Annotated in this window: 20 protein-coding genes and 2 pseudogenes; 14 read left to right on the forward strand and 8 right to left on the reverse strand. The window is 35.5% G+C overall.

What is annotated here, in order from left to right:
- The first annotated feature begins 17 nt into the window (after positions 1-17).
- Complete coding sequence (locus tag LKW28_RS09955) at positions 18-296, forward strand: DNA polymerase beta superfamily protein (RefSeq protein WP_229140213.1); 279 nt, start codon at positions 18-20, stop codon at positions 294-296.
- A gap of 50 nt (positions 297-346) precedes the next feature.
- Here LKW28_RS09955 and LKW28_RS09960 read toward each other — a convergent pair whose 3' ends face one another.
- From LKW28_RS09960 to LKW28_RS09980, 5 genes are all read right to left on the reverse strand, one after another.
- A complete protein-coding gene (locus LKW28_RS09960) occupies positions 347-1,192 on the reverse strand; it encodes an AraC family transcriptional regulator (RefSeq protein WP_010731423.1) in 846 nt (281 codons plus the stop codon).
- A gap of 114 nt (positions 1,193-1,306) precedes the next feature.
- Positions 1,307-1,882, reverse strand: coding sequence for a recombinase family protein (locus LKW28_RS09965; protein ID WP_041098603.1), 576 nt, complete (start codon positions 1,880-1,882; stop codon positions 1,307-1,309).
- A 162-nt stretch (positions 1,883-2,044) separates the two neighbouring features.
- Complete coding sequence (locus tag LKW28_RS09970) at positions 2,045-2,854, reverse strand: AAA family ATPase (protein WP_035197641.1); 810 nt, start codon at positions 2,852-2,854, stop codon at positions 2,045-2,047.
- Positions 2,847-4,295 (reverse strand): Mu transposase C-terminal domain-containing protein, encoded by a 1,449-nt coding sequence (locus LKW28_RS09975; RefSeq protein WP_035197639.1) that lies wholly within the window; start codon positions 4,293-4,295, stop codon positions 2,847-2,849. The genes LKW28_RS09970 and LKW28_RS09975 overlap by 8 nt, the downstream gene beginning before the upstream one ends.
- Before the next feature lie 47 nt (positions 4,296-4,342).
- Positions 4,343-4,906, reverse strand: a complete 564-nt coding sequence (locus LKW28_RS09980) for a recombinase family protein (RefSeq protein WP_035197637.1) — start codon at positions 4,904-4,906, stop codon at positions 4,343-4,345.
- Positions 4,907-5,174: 268 nt separating this feature from the next.
- On the opposite strand from LKW28_RS09980, the gene LKW28_RS09985 reads away from it, so the two are divergent.
- The 7 genes and pseudogenes from LKW28_RS09985 to LKW28_RS10010 form a co-directional block, all read left to right on the forward strand.
- Positions 5,175-6,266 carry a GerAB/ArcD/ProY family transporter gene (locus tag LKW28_RS09985; RefSeq protein ID WP_229140214.1) on the forward strand — a complete coding sequence of 364 codons (1,092 nt, stop codon included), beginning with the start codon at positions 5,175-5,177 and terminating at the stop codon, positions 6,264-6,266.
- Entirely contained in the window at positions 6,253-7,716 is a 1,464-nt protein-coding gene (locus tag LKW28_RS09990; protein ID WP_229140215.1) for a spore germination protein, read from the forward strand. Before LKW28_RS09985 ends, LKW28_RS09990 begins: the two co-directional genes overlap by 14 nt.
- Complete coding sequence (locus LKW28_RS09995; protein ID WP_229140216.1) at positions 7,713-8,843, forward strand: Ger(x)C family spore germination protein; 1,131 nt, start codon at positions 7,713-7,715, stop codon at positions 8,841-8,843. Before LKW28_RS09990 ends, LKW28_RS09995 begins: the two co-directional genes overlap by 4 nt.
- 546 nt (positions 8,844-9,389) lie before the next feature.
- Positions 9,390-9,773 (forward strand): annotated as a pseudogene (locus LKW28_RS10000) (ATP-binding protein); the annotation flags it as partial.
- Positions 9,774-9,957: 184 nt separating this feature from the next.
- Positions 9,958-12,924: a Tn3 family transposase gene (locus LKW28_RS10005; RefSeq protein WP_229140217.1), complete on the forward strand. Its 2,967-nt coding sequence runs from the start codon at positions 9,958-9,960 to the stop codon at positions 12,922-12,924.
- 106 nt (positions 12,925-13,030) lie between these two features.
- On the forward strand, positions 13,031-13,279 hold the full coding sequence (locus LKW28_RS23250) for a DNA polymerase beta superfamily protein (RefSeq protein WP_420708862.1): 249 nt from the start codon (positions 13,031-13,033) through the stop codon (positions 13,277-13,279).
- Positions 13,186-13,599, forward strand: a pseudogene (locus tag LKW28_RS10010) (DNA polymerase beta superfamily protein); the annotation flags it as partial. The gene LKW28_RS23250 and the pseudogene LKW28_RS10010, both read left to right, overlap by 94 nt.
- Positions 13,600-13,610: 11 nt before the next feature.
- Here the strand turns inward: LKW28_RS10010 and LKW28_RS10015 are convergent.
- Both LKW28_RS10015 and LKW28_RS22965 read right to left on the reverse strand, forming a co-directional pair.
- Positions 13,611-13,766, reverse strand: a complete 156-nt coding sequence (locus tag LKW28_RS10015; RefSeq protein WP_229140219.1) for a hypothetical protein — start codon at positions 13,764-13,766, stop codon at positions 13,611-13,613.
- Between the two features lie 138 nt (positions 13,767-13,904).
- Entirely contained in the window at positions 13,905-14,036 is a 132-nt protein-coding gene (locus tag LKW28_RS22965; RefSeq protein WP_267497962.1) for a hypothetical protein, read from the reverse strand.
- A 192-nt stretch (positions 14,037-14,228) separates the two neighbouring features.
- On the opposite strand from LKW28_RS22965, the gene LKW28_RS10020 reads away from it, so the two are divergent.
- The 6 genes from LKW28_RS10020 (at position 14,229) to LKW28_RS10045 (ending at position 20,464) form a co-directional block, all read left to right on the forward strand.
- Entirely contained in the window at positions 14,229-15,344 is a 1,116-nt protein-coding gene (locus tag LKW28_RS10020) for an NAD(P)/FAD-dependent oxidoreductase (RefSeq protein ID WP_229140220.1), read from the forward strand.
- Positions 15,345-15,526: 182 nt separating this feature from the next.
- A complete protein-coding gene (locus tag LKW28_RS10025; protein ID WP_229140221.1) occupies positions 15,527-16,447 on the forward strand; it encodes a hypothetical protein in 921 nt (306 codons plus the stop codon).
- Positions 16,448-16,452: 5 nt separating this feature from the next.
- A complete protein-coding gene (locus LKW28_RS10030; protein ID WP_229140222.1) occupies positions 16,453-17,109 on the forward strand; it encodes a DUF4129 domain-containing protein in 657 nt (218 codons plus the stop codon).
- A complete protein-coding gene (locus tag LKW28_RS10035; RefSeq protein ID WP_229140223.1) occupies positions 17,096-18,223 on the forward strand; it encodes a DUF4350 domain-containing protein in 1,128 nt (375 codons plus the stop codon). The genes LKW28_RS10030 and LKW28_RS10035 overlap by 14 nt, the downstream gene beginning before the upstream one ends.
- On the forward strand, positions 18,220-19,149 hold the full coding sequence (locus LKW28_RS10040) for an AAA family ATPase (protein ID WP_229140224.1): 930 nt from the start codon (positions 18,220-18,222) through the stop codon (positions 19,147-19,149). The genes LKW28_RS10035 and LKW28_RS10040 overlap by 4 nt, the downstream gene beginning before the upstream one ends.
- Positions 19,100-20,464, forward strand: a complete 1,365-nt coding sequence (locus tag LKW28_RS10045) for a DUF58 domain-containing protein (protein ID WP_229140225.1) — start codon at positions 19,100-19,102, stop codon at positions 20,462-20,464. Before LKW28_RS10040 ends, LKW28_RS10045 begins: the two co-directional genes overlap by 50 nt.
- On the opposite strand, the gene LKW28_RS10050 is transcribed toward LKW28_RS10045, so the two are convergent.
- Positions 20,442-21,422 carry a stage II sporulation protein M gene (locus LKW28_RS10050; protein ID WP_229140226.1) on the reverse strand — a complete coding sequence of 327 codons (981 nt, stop codon included), beginning with the start codon at positions 21,420-21,422 and terminating at the stop codon, positions 20,442-20,444. The two genes, LKW28_RS10045 and LKW28_RS10050, sit on opposite strands and share 23 nt — an antisense overlap.
- Positions 21,423-21,424 lie beyond the last annotated feature (2 nt).

The raw sequence follows: 21,424 nt of genomic DNA on the forward strand, positions 1-21,424 counted from the left end.
AATGGAGAGGTGCCCAAATGAAAGATCATATTCTTGAAATTCTTACTCAAGTTGAAAAGGACTACGACATTAAAATTCTCTATGCCTGTGAAGCAGGCAGCCGAATGTGGGGAACTTCATCAGAGGAAAGTGATTATGATGTTCGTTTTATTTATATACATAGAATGGATTGGTACCTTTCAATTGATCAAAAGCGGGACGTGATTGGGGTAGCGTCAGGAAAATGCGGATTTACAACGATAAGGAATTTCCAATATAAAAAGCCTGATTTCCCATCACCTAAATTGAGAAATTAGGCTCTTTTTTCGTTACTCCATAAACAGCATTCTATTACTGAATATGTAATTTACTTCGGGATAACAGGGACCCAGAGTTCGTGTCTTGGTTTATGCTTCGGACCGTAATAACATTCTATACACGGTAAATTTGCAAGTTCATACTCGGAGGTAGGGACCCACTCGGAATATAAACGTTTCCATGCATCCACTATGTTCGGAAAAACTGCCCATGTACTTGCGGGAATAATAAGCGTCTCCATATTTTCTGGGGATTCCCCATCGTATCTTACGCCCATGAAATAGGAAAATTGTTCATCTGTTATGGCAGCTTCTTTTCCGCAAACCCCCAGAAGGCTTTCAAGCGTGCATTTTGGATTTTCCCATGACATATCTACTAGTTCTTGCATAAATCCATCTTTTTTCGCAGTGTTCCAAAGCGTAGGGATTGTTTTAAATGCTCTGCTTGTTTTTACTGGCTTACTTTTTCCAACAATTCTTAATTCAAAATCAAGGTTTTCAATTCTGTACTCCATCTCGGTATCTCCTTTAATAGAAATTTGAAAGGAAATTCTGGGAAAGGCTTTTAACTGTACCCCTCTATTACGAGCATTGGAAGGGGTTACTCCATGCATTTTTTGAAAAGCACGTGAGAAAGTATCAGAAGAAACATAACCATATTTAATTGCCACATCAATGATCCGAATATCACTTTTTTGAATTTCAAATGCTGCGAGTGTTAACCGTCTACGTCTAATATATTCTGATAGCGATATACCTGAGATTGAAGAGAACATTCTTGAAAAATGAAACTCAGAACAATTAGCTGCTTTTGCAATCTCTTTATAGTCTATTTCTTCATTCAAGCTATTTTCAATGTAGTTTAACGCATTGTTCATTCTTTCTAGCCAATCCATAAGTTTACTCCCTTTCAATATTTACTTTAAAACAAAATAGATAATAATTGCCGACATTTCATGCCTAAAAATGTTGGTATCAAAAAATAAACCTTTTGATAGAATCAGGACAAACTATTTGTTTCCTTCCGATAGCCTTCTATATAATGAAGCCCTAGACACATTAGTAATTTCGCAAATTTGATTTACAGTCATACCGCCTTCTTTATATAGTTTTACTGCATATTTCATTCCTGCGTGATTTTTATGATATTTCTTTAAACGACCCTTAAACTTCCCTTCTTTCTTAGCCAGCTCAATCCCTTCTCGTTGACGCATACGGATAAGATCTCGTTCTAATTGGTTCACACCAGCCATTACTGTAATTAAGAATTGGCTGTATGGATTATCCTCTGATAAATCTAGCCATGTATCCTTGAGTGATTTTAAGCTTGCCTTTTTCCTGCGTATTAAATCAATCAATTCAAATAAGTTCTGCGTACTCCGAGTGATCCGAGTTAAGTCTGTAACATAAATAATGTCTCCTTCCTGTAAATCCTCTAACATTTTTTGAAGTTGCTCGCGATCCTTTGCTGCCCCAGAAACTTTTTCTTCAAAAATAATATCCATACCGATTTCGTTTAATTGCTGAAATTGTCTTGAAGGATTTTGGCTAGTCGAACTGACACGTATATAACCGATTTTTCGCAAAATATCACCTCGTTTTTGAGACAAGTCTTATGAGACACTCTTAACTATGATTTTATCAGTCTACTTGTCACTTTGAACGGTATTTTGCGCATATTTTAAATACTATTTTGCATGAGATGAAATATAAAAATCTATCTTCATGTAAAAGATAGATTTTTATAATTACTTGATTCCGATAACTAAACTGTCTCGTGCAGCTTCAACAACTTCTGTTGTAATGGTTTCAAGATTATTAATTTCAAGTATCCTTTCAATCTGGGTGAAGAGTCTTTGTATAAGCCTGAAGTTTCCTCCAGTAATCTTAATAATACTAGTTATTGCTTCGTAATCAGAAAAATCTTCAAGTTTTATAGAAAGTCCTAACTCTTCCCATTTATACTCCAAAATATGATGAGCTTCATCTTTACTGAGTTTATCAAACTCATGGGCAAATCCAATTCTGGAATAAAGTTGAGGATATCGAGCTAATCTTTTCTCAATTCCAGGCATTCCGATCAATATCATTGCTAAGTCATTTCGATCATATAAATCCCTTAGTTGTTCCAAATTTTGCACTTTTAATCGATCTATTTCGTCAACAATTATAAGATCAATATCTTCATAAGTATCAGTAGAATATTCTTCTTCCCCTCCGTTATTTACCTTATAAATAGCTTTAGTCATACCCATTTTACCACCAATAATACTAATTTCGTCAGTCATTTTAGTAGCACGTATTGCTGGCGCTGTATAAAAAATTGTTCTAGCTTTAAGAATCCTTTCATCTGTATCTAAACCAATTTTTTTCTTATATTTATAATCTATTTGTTTTTCGATATAATCCCAGTTTGAATAATATCTTGAGGATAACGTTTTTCCTACTCCCGGTAGTCCGTAACAAATTCCTATATATTTATATTTGATACAAGCATCACAAAACTCTGCAAATCTTTTATACTCTTTTGTTTCAATAAACTTCTGTGATTTATTCATTGAAATACCTCTTGAGTTTTGACTTTTTAGAATCAGATTTATTCGACTTGTTCTCCAAATCTTTTTGCTGTGATAAAGCAATTTCTTCTGCAACAGTTCTTCTGGTATCAATTTGCTTATTGAGATTTTTACGCACCTTATTTCGTGCGGAAACAATATCTTTTAAATCTACTTGGTAATCAGATATCTCAGGGGAAATAGCAGTACATAAGTATTTGTCTTGATAGAACACTCGAATCTCTGCAATATCCCTTGGATCATAACGAATAATGACTGTTTCACCAATATATGCAGCTAGATTTGTATCTATATACCTTAAACCTTGGAAGTGAATACCATCCGAATGAACCTTCCTCGGTTTTGCTACATTTAACAATAATAAATCTAGGCTTTCCAAACTATCTGGCATATTGGGGAGGAATCCAGAATTATTCCAAGCTTTGATGGGTTCTTTTTTTGTTGTACCGTGAACCCTATGATGATAATTATATATAATGAAATTTGATAATTTATCATCAAGTTCTTTAAGAGTAAGAAGAGCAGGGCTGTGCTGATTTCCAATATATCCAGGTAAATCTTGTAGAAACAACTGATTAATAGTTAAAAAGAATCTTTCAATTTTCCCACGCCCTCTTGGAACTCCTACTGTAGAAAAAACAAGATTAATTTTTAAATCAATTGCTACTTGTTCCAAATGATTGGAGGTAAAGTCACTTCCATGATCTGTATAAAACTTTTCAGGGATACCACATATTTGCCAATCGGGGTTTCTTTTTCTCCATATTGCTTGGTGCAAAACTAAAGATGTTTGTATAGCAGACGGGTCTTGAAAAGTTAAAAAATATCCAGCAACTGCTCGACTATAGTCATCTAAAATAATTGTTAGCCAAGGTCTTTCCGGTTTTCCCTTTTCATTTAAAACAATTATATCTAATGGGGTATGATCAGCTTGCCAAATTTGATTAGGATAACTAGCCTCTCGTCGGTGAATTAAATCATAAGTGTTTTGATATTCTTTTTTTCCTTCATAAGCTAGTTTTTTTAGTCCTTGTGATAAAGACTTTGAAATAGCATAAACCTGATAGTAACTGGGTTGCTTCCAATTATTCTTTTTGCATGTCTCACAAATCTTCCTATGAATAGAAGTGACTGAATTTCTTTTGTGACTAAGTATTAAATTCTTAATCTCTTCTTGTACTTCATTTTCCACTTTAAATATTCCAGAATCTGTTCGACTCTTTCGAATCAATCCAATTAATCCAAATTGCTGATACTTACTAACCCAATAGTGAAGTGTACGTTTTGAAACACCAGATTCCTCAGCAATAGCTTTCAAGTTTTTCTCACGGTTAATATATGGCTCAATTAACCTGTATTTTTCCATAGCTATTTGTCTCTGCTCTTCTGAATACGAAGTCAATGATGGAAGTTCTTTTCCCATATAGAAACAGCTCCTTTTAATTAATGAAGCTAATGCTATTAGTTCCTCTAATTGTTGTCATTGTTTAAATATCGATATAGAGTGGCTCTACTTATACCAGTCATTTCTACAATTTCTTTAACGCTGTATTCTCTAGTATTATAAAGATTAATGGCTTTTGTAATATCTTTAGTTCCTACTTTTGGTCGTCCTCCTTTTCTTCCTCTTGCTCTAGCACTTTTTAGCCCCTCTTTAGTTCGTTCAACAATCAAATCTCGTTCGAACTGGCTAAAAGCTTGAAAAACAGTCATCATTAACCTCCCTTGCGGGGTGGTAGCATCAAAATTTTCTTTCACACTGATTAATTTTACATTTTTCTCTTCAAAGTAATTAACTAGATCGATTAAGTCTTTTGTGCTTCTACCTAATCTTGAAAAACTTTCTACTACAACAATATCCCCAGGTCTCAATTTGTCTTTTAGACGATTTAGCTCTGGTCGGTTTGATTTTGTTCCTGTCATTTTTTCTGTAAGAATTTCATTACAATTATATTTTTCTAATAAATCTAATTGCCGTGCTAAATCTTGCTGACGAGTACTTACTCGAGCATAACCATAAATGTACTGACTCATAAAAAAATACCACCTTTTCAATATAATTATATCATAAAGGGTGGTATATGAAACATAGATTTTGAGCAATCTTTAAAGACAATATTTCTTATGGCTTTAAGCTATTTAATATTCATAGTAAAAACGTCTCAAAAACATTCGTTTTTGAAATGTAGGTCTCTCCAAAAAATATCATTATATAATATTTGTTTAAAATCGGAGAATGCGAATAGTCTTAAGTAATTTAGCCAATATAATATTATAAATAGATTTTATAGGGAGTTTTTTGATGACAAAAATCAACATCATACAGCTTTTTGCGATTTTTTTATTAAGTATGGGGTTAACTAATCATGTCATTGTTATCCCATTTTTAATTAATGCTGCAGGTCGTGATGCATGGATAAGTGTAATTATTGGTTATATATTTACCCTTTTGTTCTCCTTATTATTATTGTATGTTACAAGGAAATTTCAATCAGTATCTATTTTTGAATGGATATCATCTACATATTCCAGACTGCTTAGTCGAACAATTGCTTTTTTATTGTTCATTTATTTGTCTATTACTGGTTTTATTACTTTAAAAGAAACGGTATTGTGGATAAATGAAACTTTTTTGTTTAATACACCCGTAGTAGTGGTATCTTTATTCATTCTAACTGCATCCATTTATATTTCATACGGGAAGATAAATGTAATTGCCATTTGCGCAGGTGTTGTACTTCCATTCGTTATTATATTGGGTTTGTTTGTCGCAATTGGTACCACTCCTGATAAAAACTATACACTTATTACACCTGTATTAGTGGAGAATGGGTGGAAGGAAGTGTTTCATGGTTCGCTTTTTGCATTTGGTTCAGCCATTGAAATAATTTTACTGATATTTTTACAGCATCACGTCGATAGGGAACTGAAGTTTTTACACATTTTACTTCTCATCACTTTTTTATCCATTCTAACTGTCGGACCACTACTTGGCAGTATCTCAACTTTTGGAGTAGAGGAAGCAGGGAAATTGAGATATCCTGCCTTTTTTCAGTGGCGTATCTTAGGGATAGGTAATTATTTCAATCATCTCGATTTTTTTTCCATTTATCAATGGTTATCTGGTGCTTTTATCCATATAAGTATGATTTTGTATATGATTACACTGCCCTTTGACATTAAGAAGAAAAAGCAGCGTTTTTATATTCAAGCCTTTATTTGTGTTATCTATCTAATTGTCATTACATTACCTATTTCAAATGAAGAATTCTTCATCTTTTTATCACGATTTTATTACATTGGAAGTATCTTTTTTGGTGTTTTTATCACAGTCTTTATTGCCTTTTTAATTAAAATTTCAACGAACAGGGTGTCTACAGATGAGAAGAGATAATTATAAAAAAAAGGAACAGTATATTACGAATCTTTTCCAACATTCAACAGACGTATCCATTGAGAAACAACACTTATATGCAAATAATAAAAAGGAACAAATGCTTATTATCTACTGCAATGGTTTAATTGAACATAAATTATTAATAAATAGTATACTCCCAGACATTCAAGACAAATACTACCGTGATGGACAAAAAGGTGTAGAAAATATAAATTGTTCCGAACGTATTACGTTGCGCAATCATGAAATAAATGTTGACAATACACTCCAAGAGAAAATTTTTAATGGCTATACAGCAATATTGATTGCTGAAAATTTATATTTCTTTAATACATCCAGTCCGCCAAAAAGATCACCAGAAGAATCTCATACTGAGGTATCATTGCGTGGTCCAAGAGACGCTTTTGTTGAAGATTTGAGTACAAACATCGCTTTAGTACGGAAAAGGCTTAAATCGAATTCTCTTGTAACAAAGTCTTTTACTCTTGGTAAAAGAAGTCAAACACAAGTTCGATTAGTTTACATAACAGATATACAAAATAAAAAGATGATTAAAGAAGTCACTCACCGTTTAACTAATATTGATATAGATATTATAAACAGCGACAACCAATTACTGGGTCTTCTTGGTGGTTCTAAGTATTCTCTTTTTCCATTAATGAAATCTGTATCTCGTCCAGATGGTGTTGTCAGTAGTCTTGTTAGAGGAAGATTTGCTATTTTTATTGATAATGTTCCCAACGTATTAATTGCACCAGGTAATTTGGGATTGTTTCTCCATACTGCTGAGGATGAACATACTCCATATTACTATGCTTCTTTGGAACTTTTACTTAGACTTTTGGGGTTAATGTTGTCCTTATTTTTACCTGCTTTTTGGGTTGCGTTATCTGCATTTAATGTAGACCAAATTCCATTTCCGTTACTAGCAACAATAGCATCTTCTAGATTAGGTATACCTTTTAATTCAGCAGTAGAAGTATTATTAATGCTAAGCCTATTTGAGTTATTTCGCGAAGCAGGTGTCCGATTGCCAAAGGCAGTTGGTCAAACCATAGCAGTTGTAGGTGGACTAATCGTAGGTGACGCAGCAATTCGAGCAGGTTTAACATCTCCAACTATGTTAGTTGTTTCTGCAATTACTGCTGTTTCAACCTTTACACTAGGTAATCAAGCTCTTTATGGGACAGTTACAATTATACGATTCTTTTCAATTTTTCTTTCTTCTGTTCTAGGAATGTTTGGCTTTTTTATCAGTGTCTATTTAACACTTGGCTACCTTGCAAAGCTAGAATCATTTGGTATTCCTTATTTAAGTCCAGTCTCACCATATGTAAAAAATGATTTTTCTAAATCTTTACTGAAATACCCAGTTGCACAACAAGATGAACGCGCAAAGATCCTTGACACAAATGATACTGACCGTCAGGGAGATGAAAAAAAATGAAACAATTAATCGTCCTGCTGATGATAGCATTCGTATTATTGATTTTAACAGGATGCTGGGATGAACACGAAATTGGTGAAGTGAATTACGTCACAACAATAGGAATTGACTATAAAGATGAAAAATATATAATGTATGTTCAATTACTTGATTTTTCCAATGTAGCTAAAACGGAAGGTGGCAAATCGGGACAACCCGTGCCATTATATATAGGCACTGGTTCAGGTCGTACTATTAATGATGCTATCTTCGATTTATATCGAACATCCCAACAAACTATGAACTGGTCACATATAGGAGCAATTATCTATTCAGAGTCTGTTTTGGAAAAAGGTATAAAAAAAGTGGAGGAATCCTTAAAGAAAAATGGAGAATTTCGTTATACACCATGGATGTTCGGAACAAAAGAGTCAATTGAAAAAATACTTAGCTCAACTGGCTTTTTTCAACTGCCACCATTAAACACGATCTTGTATAAGCCAACAGATACATATTATCAATATTCTTATATAAAACCGATGCGTTTGCATAAATTTATTTCGATTTATAATGAACCAGGAGGAACAGCTTTGCTGCCTTCTATTTCTATTAACGAAACAGATTGGAAGGAATCTGTTACAGAACCAAAAACTAAAAGCACCTTAAAAATAAATGGTGCTTTTCCTGTAAGTGAAGGAAAGTATAAAGAATGGTTGTCATATGAAGAGCTTACTGGTCTCAGATGGACGCAAAAAAACATTAAAAATACACCAGTAGATATTATTGAAGATAATAAAATTAAGGGTGTTGTAAGAATAACGTCACCTTCTGTAAAAATAAATGTAGTTAGGGATGGAGAAAAATTCCATTTCAACATACATGTTGATGCAAAAGGAACATTAACAGATTTGGAAGAACACCTTTCCTCAAAAAAAATAGAAGAATTGGTAACAAAACAGATTGAAGCAGAAATAAGGTCCACTTATCAAAATGGAATTGATAAGGAAATTGACGTATATAATCTAAAAAATATACTTTTCCATGATAGGGTTAAACCACAACAATTAAAAAATTATACATTATCTACTAATTCTATAAAAAATGTTACAGTAAATTTCCTCTTAGAAAACAGGGGTTTATATGATTGAAACTGGAGTTAGATAAACTTAGTTGCTAATTCAAATAATTTATTTATAAATATTTAAAACAGTAAGACAAGGAGAATAAATTACTAAACAATGAAAAAGATTAAAATAAAAATGTCTGAGAGGTTAATTCAAAACTTTTGTTAAAACCGTTTTAATTTATCTATTCTCCTTCATAATATCCATGAAGGGAAATATTACTCCGAGTTACAATTGTTTAGTAGTCATATTGAGAAACTAAAGGAAGAAATGCTTCTATGTGAAAATCCTGAACTTTAAAGAATTATTAAGGAGAAAATCACCTTTATAAACAACATAATTAAACATTTAGATAGAGAAACAATATAAAAAATCTCTCTTATCTTGGACTGCCCCTCAATAACAAATGGGGGTGCTTTTTTATGCCAAAATCCTCTCTCACATATTCTGGAATATTTTCCACATACTAAGACTACTAGTTCATTACATAGTGGAGGTTCATATGTGGAAAAGGAAACAGGATAACAAGAAAAAAAACATTCCAAGGGGACATCCACTTTTTCCATGAAATTGGAACAACTAAGGGATTTATATGATCGAAATGACTTAGCAATGATATTGATCGGAATGCCTGGAATTGAGAAAAGATTAGCTCGATATCCTCAACTTTATTCCAGAATTGGATTTGCCCATGAGTTTGATAAACTCAGTAAAGATGAAGCTCATCATATTTTGGAGTATAAATGGGAAGAGTTAGGACTTTCTATAAAACTTGAAGATTTTTCTGATTACGAAGCAATAACTAGTATTATTAAGATTACTGGAGGAAACTTCAGGCTTATACAAAGACTCTTCACCCAGATTGAAAGGATACTTGAAATTAATAATCTTGAAACCATTACAACAGAAGTTGTTGAAGCTGCACGAGACAGTTTAGTTATCGGAATCAAGTAATTATTAAAATCTATCTTTTACATGAAGATAGATTTTTATATTTCATCTCGTGCAAAATAGTATTTAAAATATGCGCAAAATACCGTTCAAAGTGACAGTCTACTACACTTGTATCAATAGAGTACACTCTATTGATATATAATTGAACTAAGAAATTGAAAATACAGAAATGGGATGATACTGAATGAAAATTGCGAGAGGTAGAGAATTACTTACACCAGAACAGAGAAAGGCTTTTATGCAAATCCCTGAAGATGAATGGATACTGGGGACCTACTTCACTTTTTCCAAACGGGATTTAGAAATAGTTAATAAGCGAAGGAGGGATGAAAACCGTTTAGGATTTGCCGTTCAATTAGCTGTTCTGCGGTATCCCGGTTGGCCATACACTCATATCAAAAGCATCCCAGATTCAGTCTTACAATATATATCGAAACAGATCGGTGCCAGTCCATCCTCGCTTAGTCATTATCCTCAAAGGGAAAATACACTTTGGGATCATTTGAAAGAAATTCGAAGTGAATACGACCTTGTAACTTTTACCCTGAGAGAATATCGAATGACATTTAAGCATCTTCATCAATTAGCTTTGGAAAATGGTGATGCCATTCACCTACTGCATGAATGCATAGATTTTCTAAGAAAATACAAAACCATACTACCTGCTATCACTACACTTGAAAGAATGGTGTGGGAAGCAAGAGCAATGGCTGAAAAGAAGCTATTTAATACGGTTAGTCAGTCTCTAACAAAGGAGCAAAAAGAAAAACTTGAAATGATCATAACTTCGCAGCATCCATCCGAATCCAATAAAACAATATTGGGTTGGTTAAAGGAACCACCGGGTCATCCTTCACCCGAAACATTTCTAAAAGTAATAGAACGGCTGGAATACATACGGGAAATAGAATTGGAGACGGTAAAAATTAGTCATTTGCATCGCAATCGCCTGTTACAGCTATCTCGTTTAGGTTCAAGATATGAGCCTTATGCATTCCGTGACTTTCAGGAAAATAAACGCTACTCAATATTAACCGTTTATTTATTAAATCTTACTCAGGAGTTAACGGATAAAGCTTTTGAAATTCATGACAGACAAATACTCAGTCTGTTATCAAAAGGCCGTAAGACTCAAGAGGAAATTCAGAAACAAAACGGTAAAAAGCTGAATGAGAAAGTTATACACTTTACGAACATTGGACAAGCTTTAATCAAAGCAAAACAGGAGAAATTAGACGTTTTTGAGGTTTTAGAATCCGTTATCGAATCGAATTCTTTTGTCTCTTCAGTCGAAGAAGCTCAGGAGCTTGCACGTCCTGCCGACTATGATTATTTAGACTTACTACAAAAACGGTTTTATTCACTAAGAAAATATACGCCAACGCTATTAAGAGTATTGGAATTCCATTCCACAAAGGCAAATGAGCCACTTTTAAAGGCTGTTGAGATTATCCGAGGAATGAACGAATCCGGAAAACGAAAAGTGCCTAATGACTCACCTGTGGATTTTATTTCAAAACGATGGAAAAAGCATTTATACGAGGATGATGGTACAACAATAAATCGTCATTACTATGAAATGGCTGTTTTATCAGAACTTCGGGAGCATGTTCGGGCGGGAGATGTTTCCATTATTGGTAGCAGACAATATAGAGATTTTGAGGAATATTTGTTTTCGGAAGATACATGGAACCAAACGAGGGAGAATACGAGATTATCAGTTAGTTTATCATTCGAGGATTATATAACGGAGAGAACCAGCAGCCTTAATGAAAGGTTAAAATGGTTAGTTTCCAATTCCAACAAGTTGGATGGAGTTTCTCTTGAAAAAGGAAAACTGTCACTTGCACGCTTAGAAAAAGATGTTCCAGAAGAGGCAAAAAAGTTTAGTGCAAGCCTTTATCAGATGCTACCAAGAATAAAATTAACTGATTTACTCATGGATGTGGCTCATATAACAGGATTTCATGAGCAATTCACTCATGCTTCCAATAATCGAAAACCAGATAAGGAAGAAACAATCATTATCATGGCTGCTCTTTTAGGAATGGGAATGAATATTGGCTTGAGCAAGATGGCCGAAGCCACACCTGGACTTACATATAAGCAATTAGCCAATGTATCTCAATGGCGCATGTATGAAGATGCAATGAATAAAGCCCAAGCCATTTTAGTAAACTTCCATCATAAATTACAGTTGTCCTCCTATTGGGGTGACGGTACAACATCCTCGTCAGATGGTATGAGAATGCAGCTAGGTGTTTCATCACTGCATGCAGATGCAAACCCTCATTACGGGACTGGAAAAGGAGCAACTATCTATCGTTTTACTAGTGATCAATTTTCTTCTTACTACACAAAGATTATTCATACAAATTCAAGAGATGCGATTCATGTTTTAGATGGATTGTTGCACCATGAGACGGATCTAAATATAGAAGAGCATTATACAGACACAGCTGGTTACACAGACCAAATATTCGGGCTGACTCATTTATTAGGATTTAAATTTGCTCCTAGAATAAGAGATTTATCAGACTCAAAATTATTTATAATAGATAAAGCAAGTGAATATCCAAAATTAGAAGCCATTTTACGTGGACAAATAAATACAAAGGTCATTAAAGAAAATTATGAGGATGTTTTGCGATTAGCTCATTCTATAAGAGAAGGAACAGTTTCAGCATCCCTTATTATGGGAAAACTAGGTTCCTATTCAAGACAAAACAGCTTGGCTACGGCCTTACGTGAGATGGGCCGAATAGAAAAAACGATCTTTATTTTGAATTATATATCGGATGAATCATTAAGAAGAAAAATACAAAAAGGATTGAATAAAGGCGAAGCCATGAATGGATTAGCAAGAGCTATTTTCTTTGGAAAGCGAGGTGAGCTTAGGGAACGAACCATACAGCATCAATTGCAAAGGGCCAGTGCTCTAAACATAATCATCAATGCCATCAGTATTTGGAATACTTTACATCTAACAAAAGCAGTTGAATATCAAAAACGGTCTGGTCGTTTTAATGAAGAATTATTGCACCATATGTCGCCTCTAGGTTGGGAACATATTAATTTACTAGGGGAATATCATTTTAATTTGGAGAAAGTGGTCTCGTTAGATTCTTTAAGACCATTGAAACTTTCTTAACGTTGTAAAAAATGGGGGAATCGTCCCGAAAATGTGCTTAGCGTTGTAAATCCGCATTTTCCTGACGGTACCCCTGATTGAAATTCAAAAACATGGTAAAGCAGACATCCCAATTAACTCCCAAGTGGATATGAGCGGTTGGGAACTTACAAAGGCTCTTCGACTATTTCGCAAATCAAATCCAGCGTTAATTGAATGGTTACATTCAAACATTATCTACTATGAAGATAATATTTTGCTCACAAAAATGAAGCAACTAGAGAAAACTGTTTTTTCCCCCATTCCATGCATGTACCATTATGTGAAATGGCAAAGGGAAACTTTAAAAACATTCAAGAAAAAAAAGCACAAATAAAAACATATATAAATGTTCTACGTCCGTTATTAATGGCTAAATCTATTGAAAAACACAACAAAATAACAAGCCTTGACTTGAAGGAACTAATAAGTAATCTTTTAACAAGGGATGAACTTAAAAAAAGTATAGAAGAATTAATCAAAATGAAGTCTTCCGGCCGAAATATCACCAATCAAATAGTAGAGTTAAACCAATTTATCGAAAAAGAAATTAACCATTTGGAACAATATATAACCCAGCTAGAATCCGACAACCTAGATCCAACACGCAAGTTAGACCAACTTTTTAGAGAAACATTAACAGACGCATGGAAATAGAGCCCATTTTTCTATGCGATCTTTTTATCCGAATCTTCCTCGATTTTCTTTAGATGAGCATGTTTTACGTCCCAATAATAGACCCTAGGAAGTCCCCAATGCAGCCAATATTCATGAACCAGCGTAACGCCAACAAATAAAATCATTTGAACTTCAAGTTGCTTCAATTATATCGCCCCCTTAAAAAGAGTATACGGGCACTCACAGTTGTCCAATAACCAAAATTAATACGAAAAAAACCCGTTCCAATGCATTTCAGGAACAGGTCAAATATGTACCGGTACGATAATTCGAGATTTCAATTGTTATTTGTTTTTACGATTTTCGCGAGCAGCTTTTTTCCTTGCCTTTTTACTCATCCCTTGCTCTGCGCCAAATTCCGTGTCCATACTATTTGCTCCTGTTTGAGGTTGGTTATTTTTATTTTTGTTTGCCATTAGTCATTCCTCCTTTCATTATTTTGATAAAATTGCGCTGTTTTGCATGTATCTTATTTCCTATATTTTACAGCGTCATGTATATCATGTATGAATAACTGAAAAATATACAAATTTCGACAAAAAGCTGATTCTAGCGTATTTTTTTAGTAAAATAATCTAGATACAGCAAAAAGAAGGGATTTTGAAATCATGACAACATATCTTGTAATTGGGGCTGGTATTCTAGGTGCATCAACTGCATACCATCTTGCTAAAGCTGGTGTTGAGGTTACAATTGTTGATCGCAAAGATCCAGGTCAAGCAACTGATGCTGCAGCAGGTATTGTCTGTCCTTGGCTTTCCCAGCGGCGAAATAAAGCATGGTACAATTTAGCAAAATTAGGGGCAAAATACTACGCAACTTTAATTAAAGAGCTCGAAGCAGTGGGTGAGACTAATACTGGCTATAAAAAAGTAGGAGCAATTTGTCTTCATTCCGATGAAAATAAACTTGATAAAATGGAGGAACGAGCACATTTACGCCGTGCAGATGCACCAGAAATTGGTGAAATTACACGCCTGACTACGGGAGAAACAACAGAAATCTTTCCACCATTATCTGAAGAGTTTTTATCTGTACATATTGGTGGTGCTGCTAGAGTAAACGGACGCGAGCTCCGAAATGCTTTGATTCGAGCAGCCAACCTGCATGGTGCACAAGAACGAATAGGAAGTGCCACTTTGGTAAAAGAGGGCGGCAAACTAATTGGTGTAAAAATAGAGGATAAAATTTTACGAGCAGATAAAATCCTTGTGACAGCCGGTGTTTGGGCAAATGAACTCCTTTTGCCTTTAGAAGTTGATTTTCAGGTGTCCTCACAAAAAGCCCAAATTGTTCATCTAGGGCTTGAAGATGCCAACACAGATAGTTGGCCAGTTGTGATGCCACCAAATGATCAGTACATTTTAGCCTTTGACGATGGACGAGTGGTCGCAGGTGCTACACATGAAAATGAAAAAGGAATGGATGCAAGAGTAACCGCGGGAGGTCTACATGAAGTTCTTAATAAAGCTCTAAGTATTGCTCCCGGGTTATCGGAAGGAACTGTAATAGAAACAAGGGTTGGTTTTCGCCCATTTACACCGGACTTTTTACCGGTGATAGGCGTGATTCCTGGGTATGATAACCTCTACGTCGCAAATGGACTTGGTGCATCAGGTCTAACAGTTGGCCCTTTTTTAGGTGGCGAATTAGCGAAGCTTGCTATGGGAAATGAACTCGATATCGATGTAGATCTATATGACATTAACAGTGCCATTAAGTAAGATGCATAATATAACATTGTTATAGTCTGATTCTTATTACTTGGATCAGGCTTTTTCAATTTCACTATATATGCAAATTAGAAATTATTTCTAAATTAATAAAGAAAATTTTCCAGAATAATGTTAAAATAGGCGATATTGGAATCCGATTTTATATAACAAAGTAACAGGGGGATGGCAGGTTGAACATAAAATTTTCACGACCAAAGGGGTTTGGGGAAATCCTTGACCACACATTTAGTTTGAGCAAAGACCGATTCCGAGATTTTTTTACTATCTTACTTATTTTTATGGGACCCGTATACATACTTGAGGCGCTAATCCTATTCGGATCAGGAACAAGTTTTTTCAGAGAGGTTGGACCTGGTGAAGACTGGATATCCCAAATCTCGAATAGCTTTAATGAATCAGCTGTTCCAGATAATATGGGTTTGGGTGTTGCTTTAGGAACGATCTTTATCGGTCTGCTAAGCATGGTATTATTTCCGGTGGCTGAAGCTGCTATACTTATTGCACTAAACCATATTCGTAAAAATGAAGAATATACAATCGGATCGGTTATTAAGAAGGCATTTACACGATTTTGGGCAATGCTTGGAAGTAATATATTGTTCGCACTAATTGTCTTTGGTTTCATCTTTGTTGCAGTTTTAATAGTGGTGCCAATTGGTATTTTTGGTGCAATTGGAAATCCATTCGGCGGCATCCTTTTCATAATTATCTTCGGTTTGGGATTATTTGTTGGAGTCGGTTATTTATTAACACGTTGGGGCTTTTATTTTGGTTCCGTTGTACTGGACTATGAATCTCCGGGTCTATCAAGAAGCTGGCATCTATCAAAAAAACGAGGCTGGATCCTATTTGGACTATATATTATTTTCTTTTTAATTATCAGTGCGATTAGCTTTGCAGTTGAGACAACATTCGCTATCTTTTTAGGAAATAGTGTTTTGTTAACATTAATCGTTAATTTAACAACCATTTTTACAACATTACTTTTTGCTGTAGGTTATGGTGTTATGTACCTCGATGCAAAGGTACGACATGACGCAGAGGATTTGGATGAAATGATTGAGGGATTTAGTGACCAAGATAAGTGGTGATGACAATGGGACAAACGAATGATGCAAGGGACCGGATTGAAGAAATTCTTAATGGTAAAGAATATCGAATTTACTATGATGATTCTAGGAACGTGTTTCAGGAATGGTGGGGTCAAGTAAAAGAATGGCTTGCTGATTTTTTAGAAAGTCTTTTCCCTGCAATCGAGTCGGGAAGCAGTGCTGCTGAAGTGGTGCTTGTCCTTATCATTTTTGGAGCACTCCTATTCTTGGGAATCGCGGTGTTTCTAACTGTACGAAATAAACGGAGAAATAAAAATTTAAGTAAACATAAGCCTCTTCATTCAGCGCAAGGATTAAACTGGACATATCAAAAGCATTTACACGAGGCATTAAGGTATGAAGAAAATCATCATTATTCACCAGCTACAAGACATCTCTTTTTAGCGCTACTCCTATTTTTTCATGAAAAAGAATGGCTTGAGGCTAAATTATGGAAAACAAATTGGGAGTATTATGATGAGCTTCGCAGAGTGAATCAGTCCTGGGCGGATGAATTTTATGATTTAGCATTAGTATTTGATGAGGTTGCATACGGAGAATATGAGATTGACCGAGCAGAATTCGATCAATTTCGGGAAAAAGCCTTTTTCTGGATAGAACCAACAGAAGGAGAAAAGGAGAAACAACATGCAAAACCGTAAAGTATGGATTACCTTAGTTGGGCTCACCCTGCTTCTGCTTTGTCTAACCTATTTCATAGAATCCTATAACCCTAAGGCATACCCGCATTATGTGTCTGAATCTCCTTCTCCAACCGGTGTAAAAGCGATTTATACATATCTAAATGAGGACCAAAAAGTCCAAAGGTGGACACACTCACCAAAGCTTCTAAACAAGCAAAATAAGAAACAAGTTTTAATTATGGTGGAGCCATATTTTACACCCGAACAGGAAGAAGTGGATGGTTATCTTGATTTTATGAAGGCAGGAAATAAGATAATACTGTTTAAAGAAAATCCAAGAGGGATGTTCGATGTCAAAACCCTTCCAGCAAATATAGACCCTTTCCTTGAAGAAGTGATAACTATTAAAGATAAAAGCGGAAGAAACTTCGAAGCATTTTTACAAGCAACAAATCGAATCATTCCAAAAGAAGTAGACAAGATCCTTTTAGAAGATGAGGCGGGAGTAATTGCAACAAGTCGAAACATAGGAGATGGTGAACTAATCACGGCGATTTCACCAGAGTGGATCTTAAATGATTATCTTTTAGACTATGATCATATTCCACTAGCGTTATCGTTGATTGAGGATAAAGAGTCAATGATATATTATTTTGATGAATATATTCATGCACCGAAAAATGCTTCAACAGCCACAACATTATATCCAACCTGGTTTTTAGTTTTACTTGTACAAGGTGGAATACTCCTGCTTCTTTGGCTTTGGTTAAAAGGAAAGCGGTTTGGTCCAGTTATTATAGCTCGAGAAGAATCGGTCCGATTTAGTGATGAAAATATTCGAGCTTTAAGTGCCTGGTATTTAAGAGGTCGTTACTATCATGAATCATTAAATATTCAAGCCGATTATGTAAAACAGCTACTACAGGAGAAGTGGGGAATGCCCTTTCATCGGGATTGGACGGACCTCACGAACAAATTGGTTCAACGATGGTCCGGAAAGAAAGAAGTTGAAATTAAGCAGTATTTGCGGAACCTCACAAAGGTCTTAAAAACAGAAAAACTATCAAAACACGAATATTTGCTATGGTCAAAGAACTTAGATGAATTACGAAAAGAGGTGGAGAAAGGATGAGAACGGAACTTACATCCTTACTTGATAAATATGAACAACGAATTTTAGGTCAAAATAAAAATTTAAGGCTTTTACTATCTGCCATTCTAGCAGGTGGGCATGTATTAATTGAAGGTGTTCCTGGAACTGGGAAAACACAAATGGTGCGGACTCTCGCTACCTTACTTGGCGGGGATTTTAACCGAATCCAGTTTACACCTGACCTCTTACCAAGTGACATTACAGGAAGTATGATTTACAACATGAAGGAAGGCAGCTTTGAAACCTTAAAAGGACCCGTTTTTACGAATATCCTATTAGCTGATGAAATTAACCGTACACCTGCAAAAACTCAAGCAGCATTGTTGGAAGCTATGGAGGAAAAACAGGTTACGATTCAAGGTAAGACATACAAACTACCTGAAGTATTCTTTGTGGTTGCTACTCAGAACCCAATTGAATTTGAGGGAACCTATCGATTACCAGAGGCCCAGCAGGATCGTTTTTTATTTAAACTTTACATCGATTTTCCGGCTTTTGATGAAGAAAAAAATGTTGTGAAACAAGTAGTCGAACAAGTTTTCGAGAATCATACTTCATCAAATGTTCTTGATGTAAACAGCTTATTATCCATTCGCAAGGAAATTGAAAAGGTTACACTAGGTGAAGGTGTTCTTGATTACATCATGCAAATTGTCCGAAAAACAAGGGAATCTGAAACGATTCGATTTGGAGCAAGTACAAGGGCAGCTATCTCGATTGCGAAAGCAGCACAGGCATGGGCATATCTGGCTGGCCGTGATTATGTAACGCCAGATGATATTAAATTGGTTTCAAAACCAGCATTAAGGCATCGAATTCAGTTATCTCCACATGCAGAATTGGAGGGAATCACCATTGACGAAATCATTGAAGAGCTGGTGGGATCGGTTCCTGTTCCTAGATAAAGGTATTCTTCCTACAACAAGGTTGATTTCAGTATTACTACTACTTTCGATTGGATTTTTAGTATTATCTTTATTAAAATTCGATCTTTCATGGGGAATTCTTATCGGTCTTAATCTTTTTGTTATTTTTGGAAGTGTAGTTGATTTGTTTTTTTCTCCAAGAAAAAAGCATTTATCAGCAACCCGTAAATTAGCGACTGAAATGGAGCGAGGAATTTCAACCCCTGTTGAAATTGAAATAACAAATGCTTCTACATATGGTCTTTCATATTGCTTTGTAGATGGTATTCCAGCTTCCTTTACCAATTTATTTCCTATCAAAGGAAAGATTTCCGGTCAAACGACGACACGTATCACTTACGAAACAGAAGCAATGGAACGCGGTGATTATCAAATTAACAAACTATATTTCCGATATAGGGGTTTACTTGGTTTATGGGAAAAACAACTCACCTTTACCGTAAATAATCAAGTAAAAGTTATACCCGATCTTTCAGAAACAAGGCAGTACCTTGAGAACGCACAGAAATTTTTATTATACGATGGTGTGAAAATTCGAAAGCAGCAAACAGGGACAGGTGAGTTTTCCAAAATAAGATCTTATGTCGTTGGTGATGATCCTCGAACGATCAACTGGAGACAAACTGCAAAGCTTCGTGAAGTTATGACGAATGAATATGAACCAGAGCATGGAAAGTATATTACGATCTTACTTGATTGCGGCAGGATGATGGGGGCTGAGCTGGAAAAGGGAAATCGTCTTGAAAGAGCGATCGAATCCGCTATTACTGTTGCCACTGCCGCCCTTCAAAACGGAGACTATGTATCTGTGCTTGCTTTTTCAACGAACGTAAAGGTTTTTGTCCCAGCTGGAAAAGGGATCGCACATCTTCAAACGATATTACAAGCGATTTATAATCTTCAGGTAGATGCGGTGGAATCTAATTATGGCGCTGTTTTATCTTATTTAGAAACAGTGCAAAAGAAGCGAAGCCTGCTTTTATTGTTTAGCGATGTACATACTTTTGTACGGGAAGAAAGTGCCTTGATTTATTTACGAAAACTGCGGCAACGGCATTATTTTCTAATGATTGGGGTAGAAGATGACACACTTAATCAGAGGATAAATGAGAAGCCGACAACTGTTCAAAAAGCGATGATAAAAAGTATGGCACAGCAGCAAATGCTTGTGAAAAAGAGAGAAAAGCGAAAGTGGGAAAACCAAGGCCTCATGATGGTTGAGGCCAAAGAGGATAAATTAGCAAGCACAGCCGTTTCCCATTATATTGATATTATGAATCGGAACTTGCTGTAGCTTCTTTTTTCACTAAAAATAGCTTTCCAGTCACGATGTAGAGGATTAAACCAATAACCGTAAGCAATGCAACAGCATATTTGGCTTCAAGCGAAATGGTAGCAGGTGTGATAAAGCCTTCGATGATTCCAGCAATGATAAATAATGGAATCGTGCCTAACAGAAGTTGTACAGACCGTTTCGCTTGGACCTTTAGCTGATAGCCTCTTGTGTATGGACCAGGTACGAGTAATTTGTAGCCCATTAACAGGCCGGCTCCACCTGCAATAAATATAGCGGTGAGCTCGATCATCCCATGGGGGACAATGTATGCCCAAAAATCATACGACTCGCCATAATGCCAAAACAAACCAGCTAGTGCACCGATGATGATCCCATTGTAGATTAATATATAAACCGTTAATAGTCCAAAGGTTATTCCGCTTGCAAAAGCGAGAATGGCGACTTGTATATTGTTTGTCATGATGCTCGCCGACATTAGGGATGAATCAACTGCACCATCTTGACTACCTAAATAATCTGGGTCTACACTTTGGGCAATTTCTGCTGGTAATATTGAAAACAGATGAAGCGGATCCTGTAAAACTGAAAAAAAGCTGCCGACTGCACCTAGAGTGAACAAAACAAAAGCAACCGCTACAAATTTCCATTGTTCGAGTAATAGACCGATAAATTTTGTGCTAAAGAAATATCGAATTTGACCGAAACTTGAAACCTGGTCCTTGTAAAGTAGATTATGAGCCTTCGAGACTAAACCGTTTAAATAAGGAGTAACCTCTTCATTAGGATAATAGGTTTGACTATAGGAAAGATGCCCGGCGCATTTTTGATAAAGTCTGTGAAACTCATTAATTTCGTTGCTGGTACGGGATTTTCTACGCTTATGTAAAGTGGAAATCAATTGCTCGAGCCGCTTCCACTCATCTCGGTGCTGTTTGACAAATTGCTTTATGTTCAATG

The sequence above is a fragment of the Bacillus sp. REN16 genome (assembly GCF_020731355.1).
Lineage (GTDB): Bacteria > Bacillota > Bacilli > Bacillales > Bacillaceae_L > Ferdinandcohnia.

Coding starts and splice junctions, on each gene's coding strand:
- LKW28_RS10035 (WP_229140223.1), top strand. CDS start 17,096: ATGCAAAACCGTAAAGTATGGATTACCTTAGTTGGGCTCACCCTGCTT.
- LKW28_RS09970 (WP_035197641.1), bottom strand. CDS start 2,854: ATGAATAAATCACAGAAGTTTATTGAAACAAAAGAGTATAAAAGATTT.
- LKW28_RS09985 (WP_229140214.1), top strand. CDS start 5,175: ATGACAAAAATCAACATCATACAGCTTTTTGCGATTTTTTTATTAAGT.
- LKW28_RS09960 (WP_010731423.1), bottom strand. CDS start 1,192: ATGGATTGGCTAGAAAGAATGAACAATGCGTTAAACTACATTGAAAAT.
- LKW28_RS10040 (WP_229140224.1), top strand. CDS start 18,220: ATGAGAACGGAACTTACATCCTTACTTGATAAATATGAACAACGAATT.
- LKW28_RS10005 (WP_229140217.1), top strand. CDS start 9,958: ATGAAAATTGCGAGAGGTAGAGAATTACTTACACCAGAACAGAGAAAG.
- LKW28_RS09990 (WP_229140215.1), top strand. CDS start 6,253: ATGAGAAGAGATAATTATAAAAAAAAGGAACAGTATATTACGAATCTT.
- LKW28_RS09980 (WP_035197637.1), bottom strand. CDS start 4,906: ATGAGTCAGTACATTTATGGTTATGCTCGAGTAAGTACTCGTCAGCAA.
- LKW28_RS10020 (WP_229140220.1), top strand. CDS start 14,229: ATGACAACATATCTTGTAATTGGGGCTGGTATTCTAGGTGCATCAACT.
- LKW28_RS22965 (WP_267497962.1), bottom strand. CDS start 14,036: ATGGCAAACAAAAATAAAAATAACCAACCTCAAACAGGAGCAAATAGT.
- LKW28_RS09955 (WP_229140213.1), top strand. CDS start 18: ATGAAAGATCATATTCTTGAAATTCTTACTCAAGTTGAAAAGGACTAC.
- LKW28_RS09995 (WP_229140216.1), top strand. CDS start 7,713: ATGAAACAATTAATCGTCCTGCTGATGATAGCATTCGTATTATTGATT.
- LKW28_RS10030 (WP_229140222.1), top strand. CDS start 16,453: ATGGGACAAACGAATGATGCAAGGGACCGGATTGAAGAAATTCTTAAT.
- LKW28_RS09975 (WP_035197639.1), bottom strand. CDS start 4,295: ATGGGAAAAGAACTTCCATCATTGACTTCGTATTCAGAAGAGCAGAGA.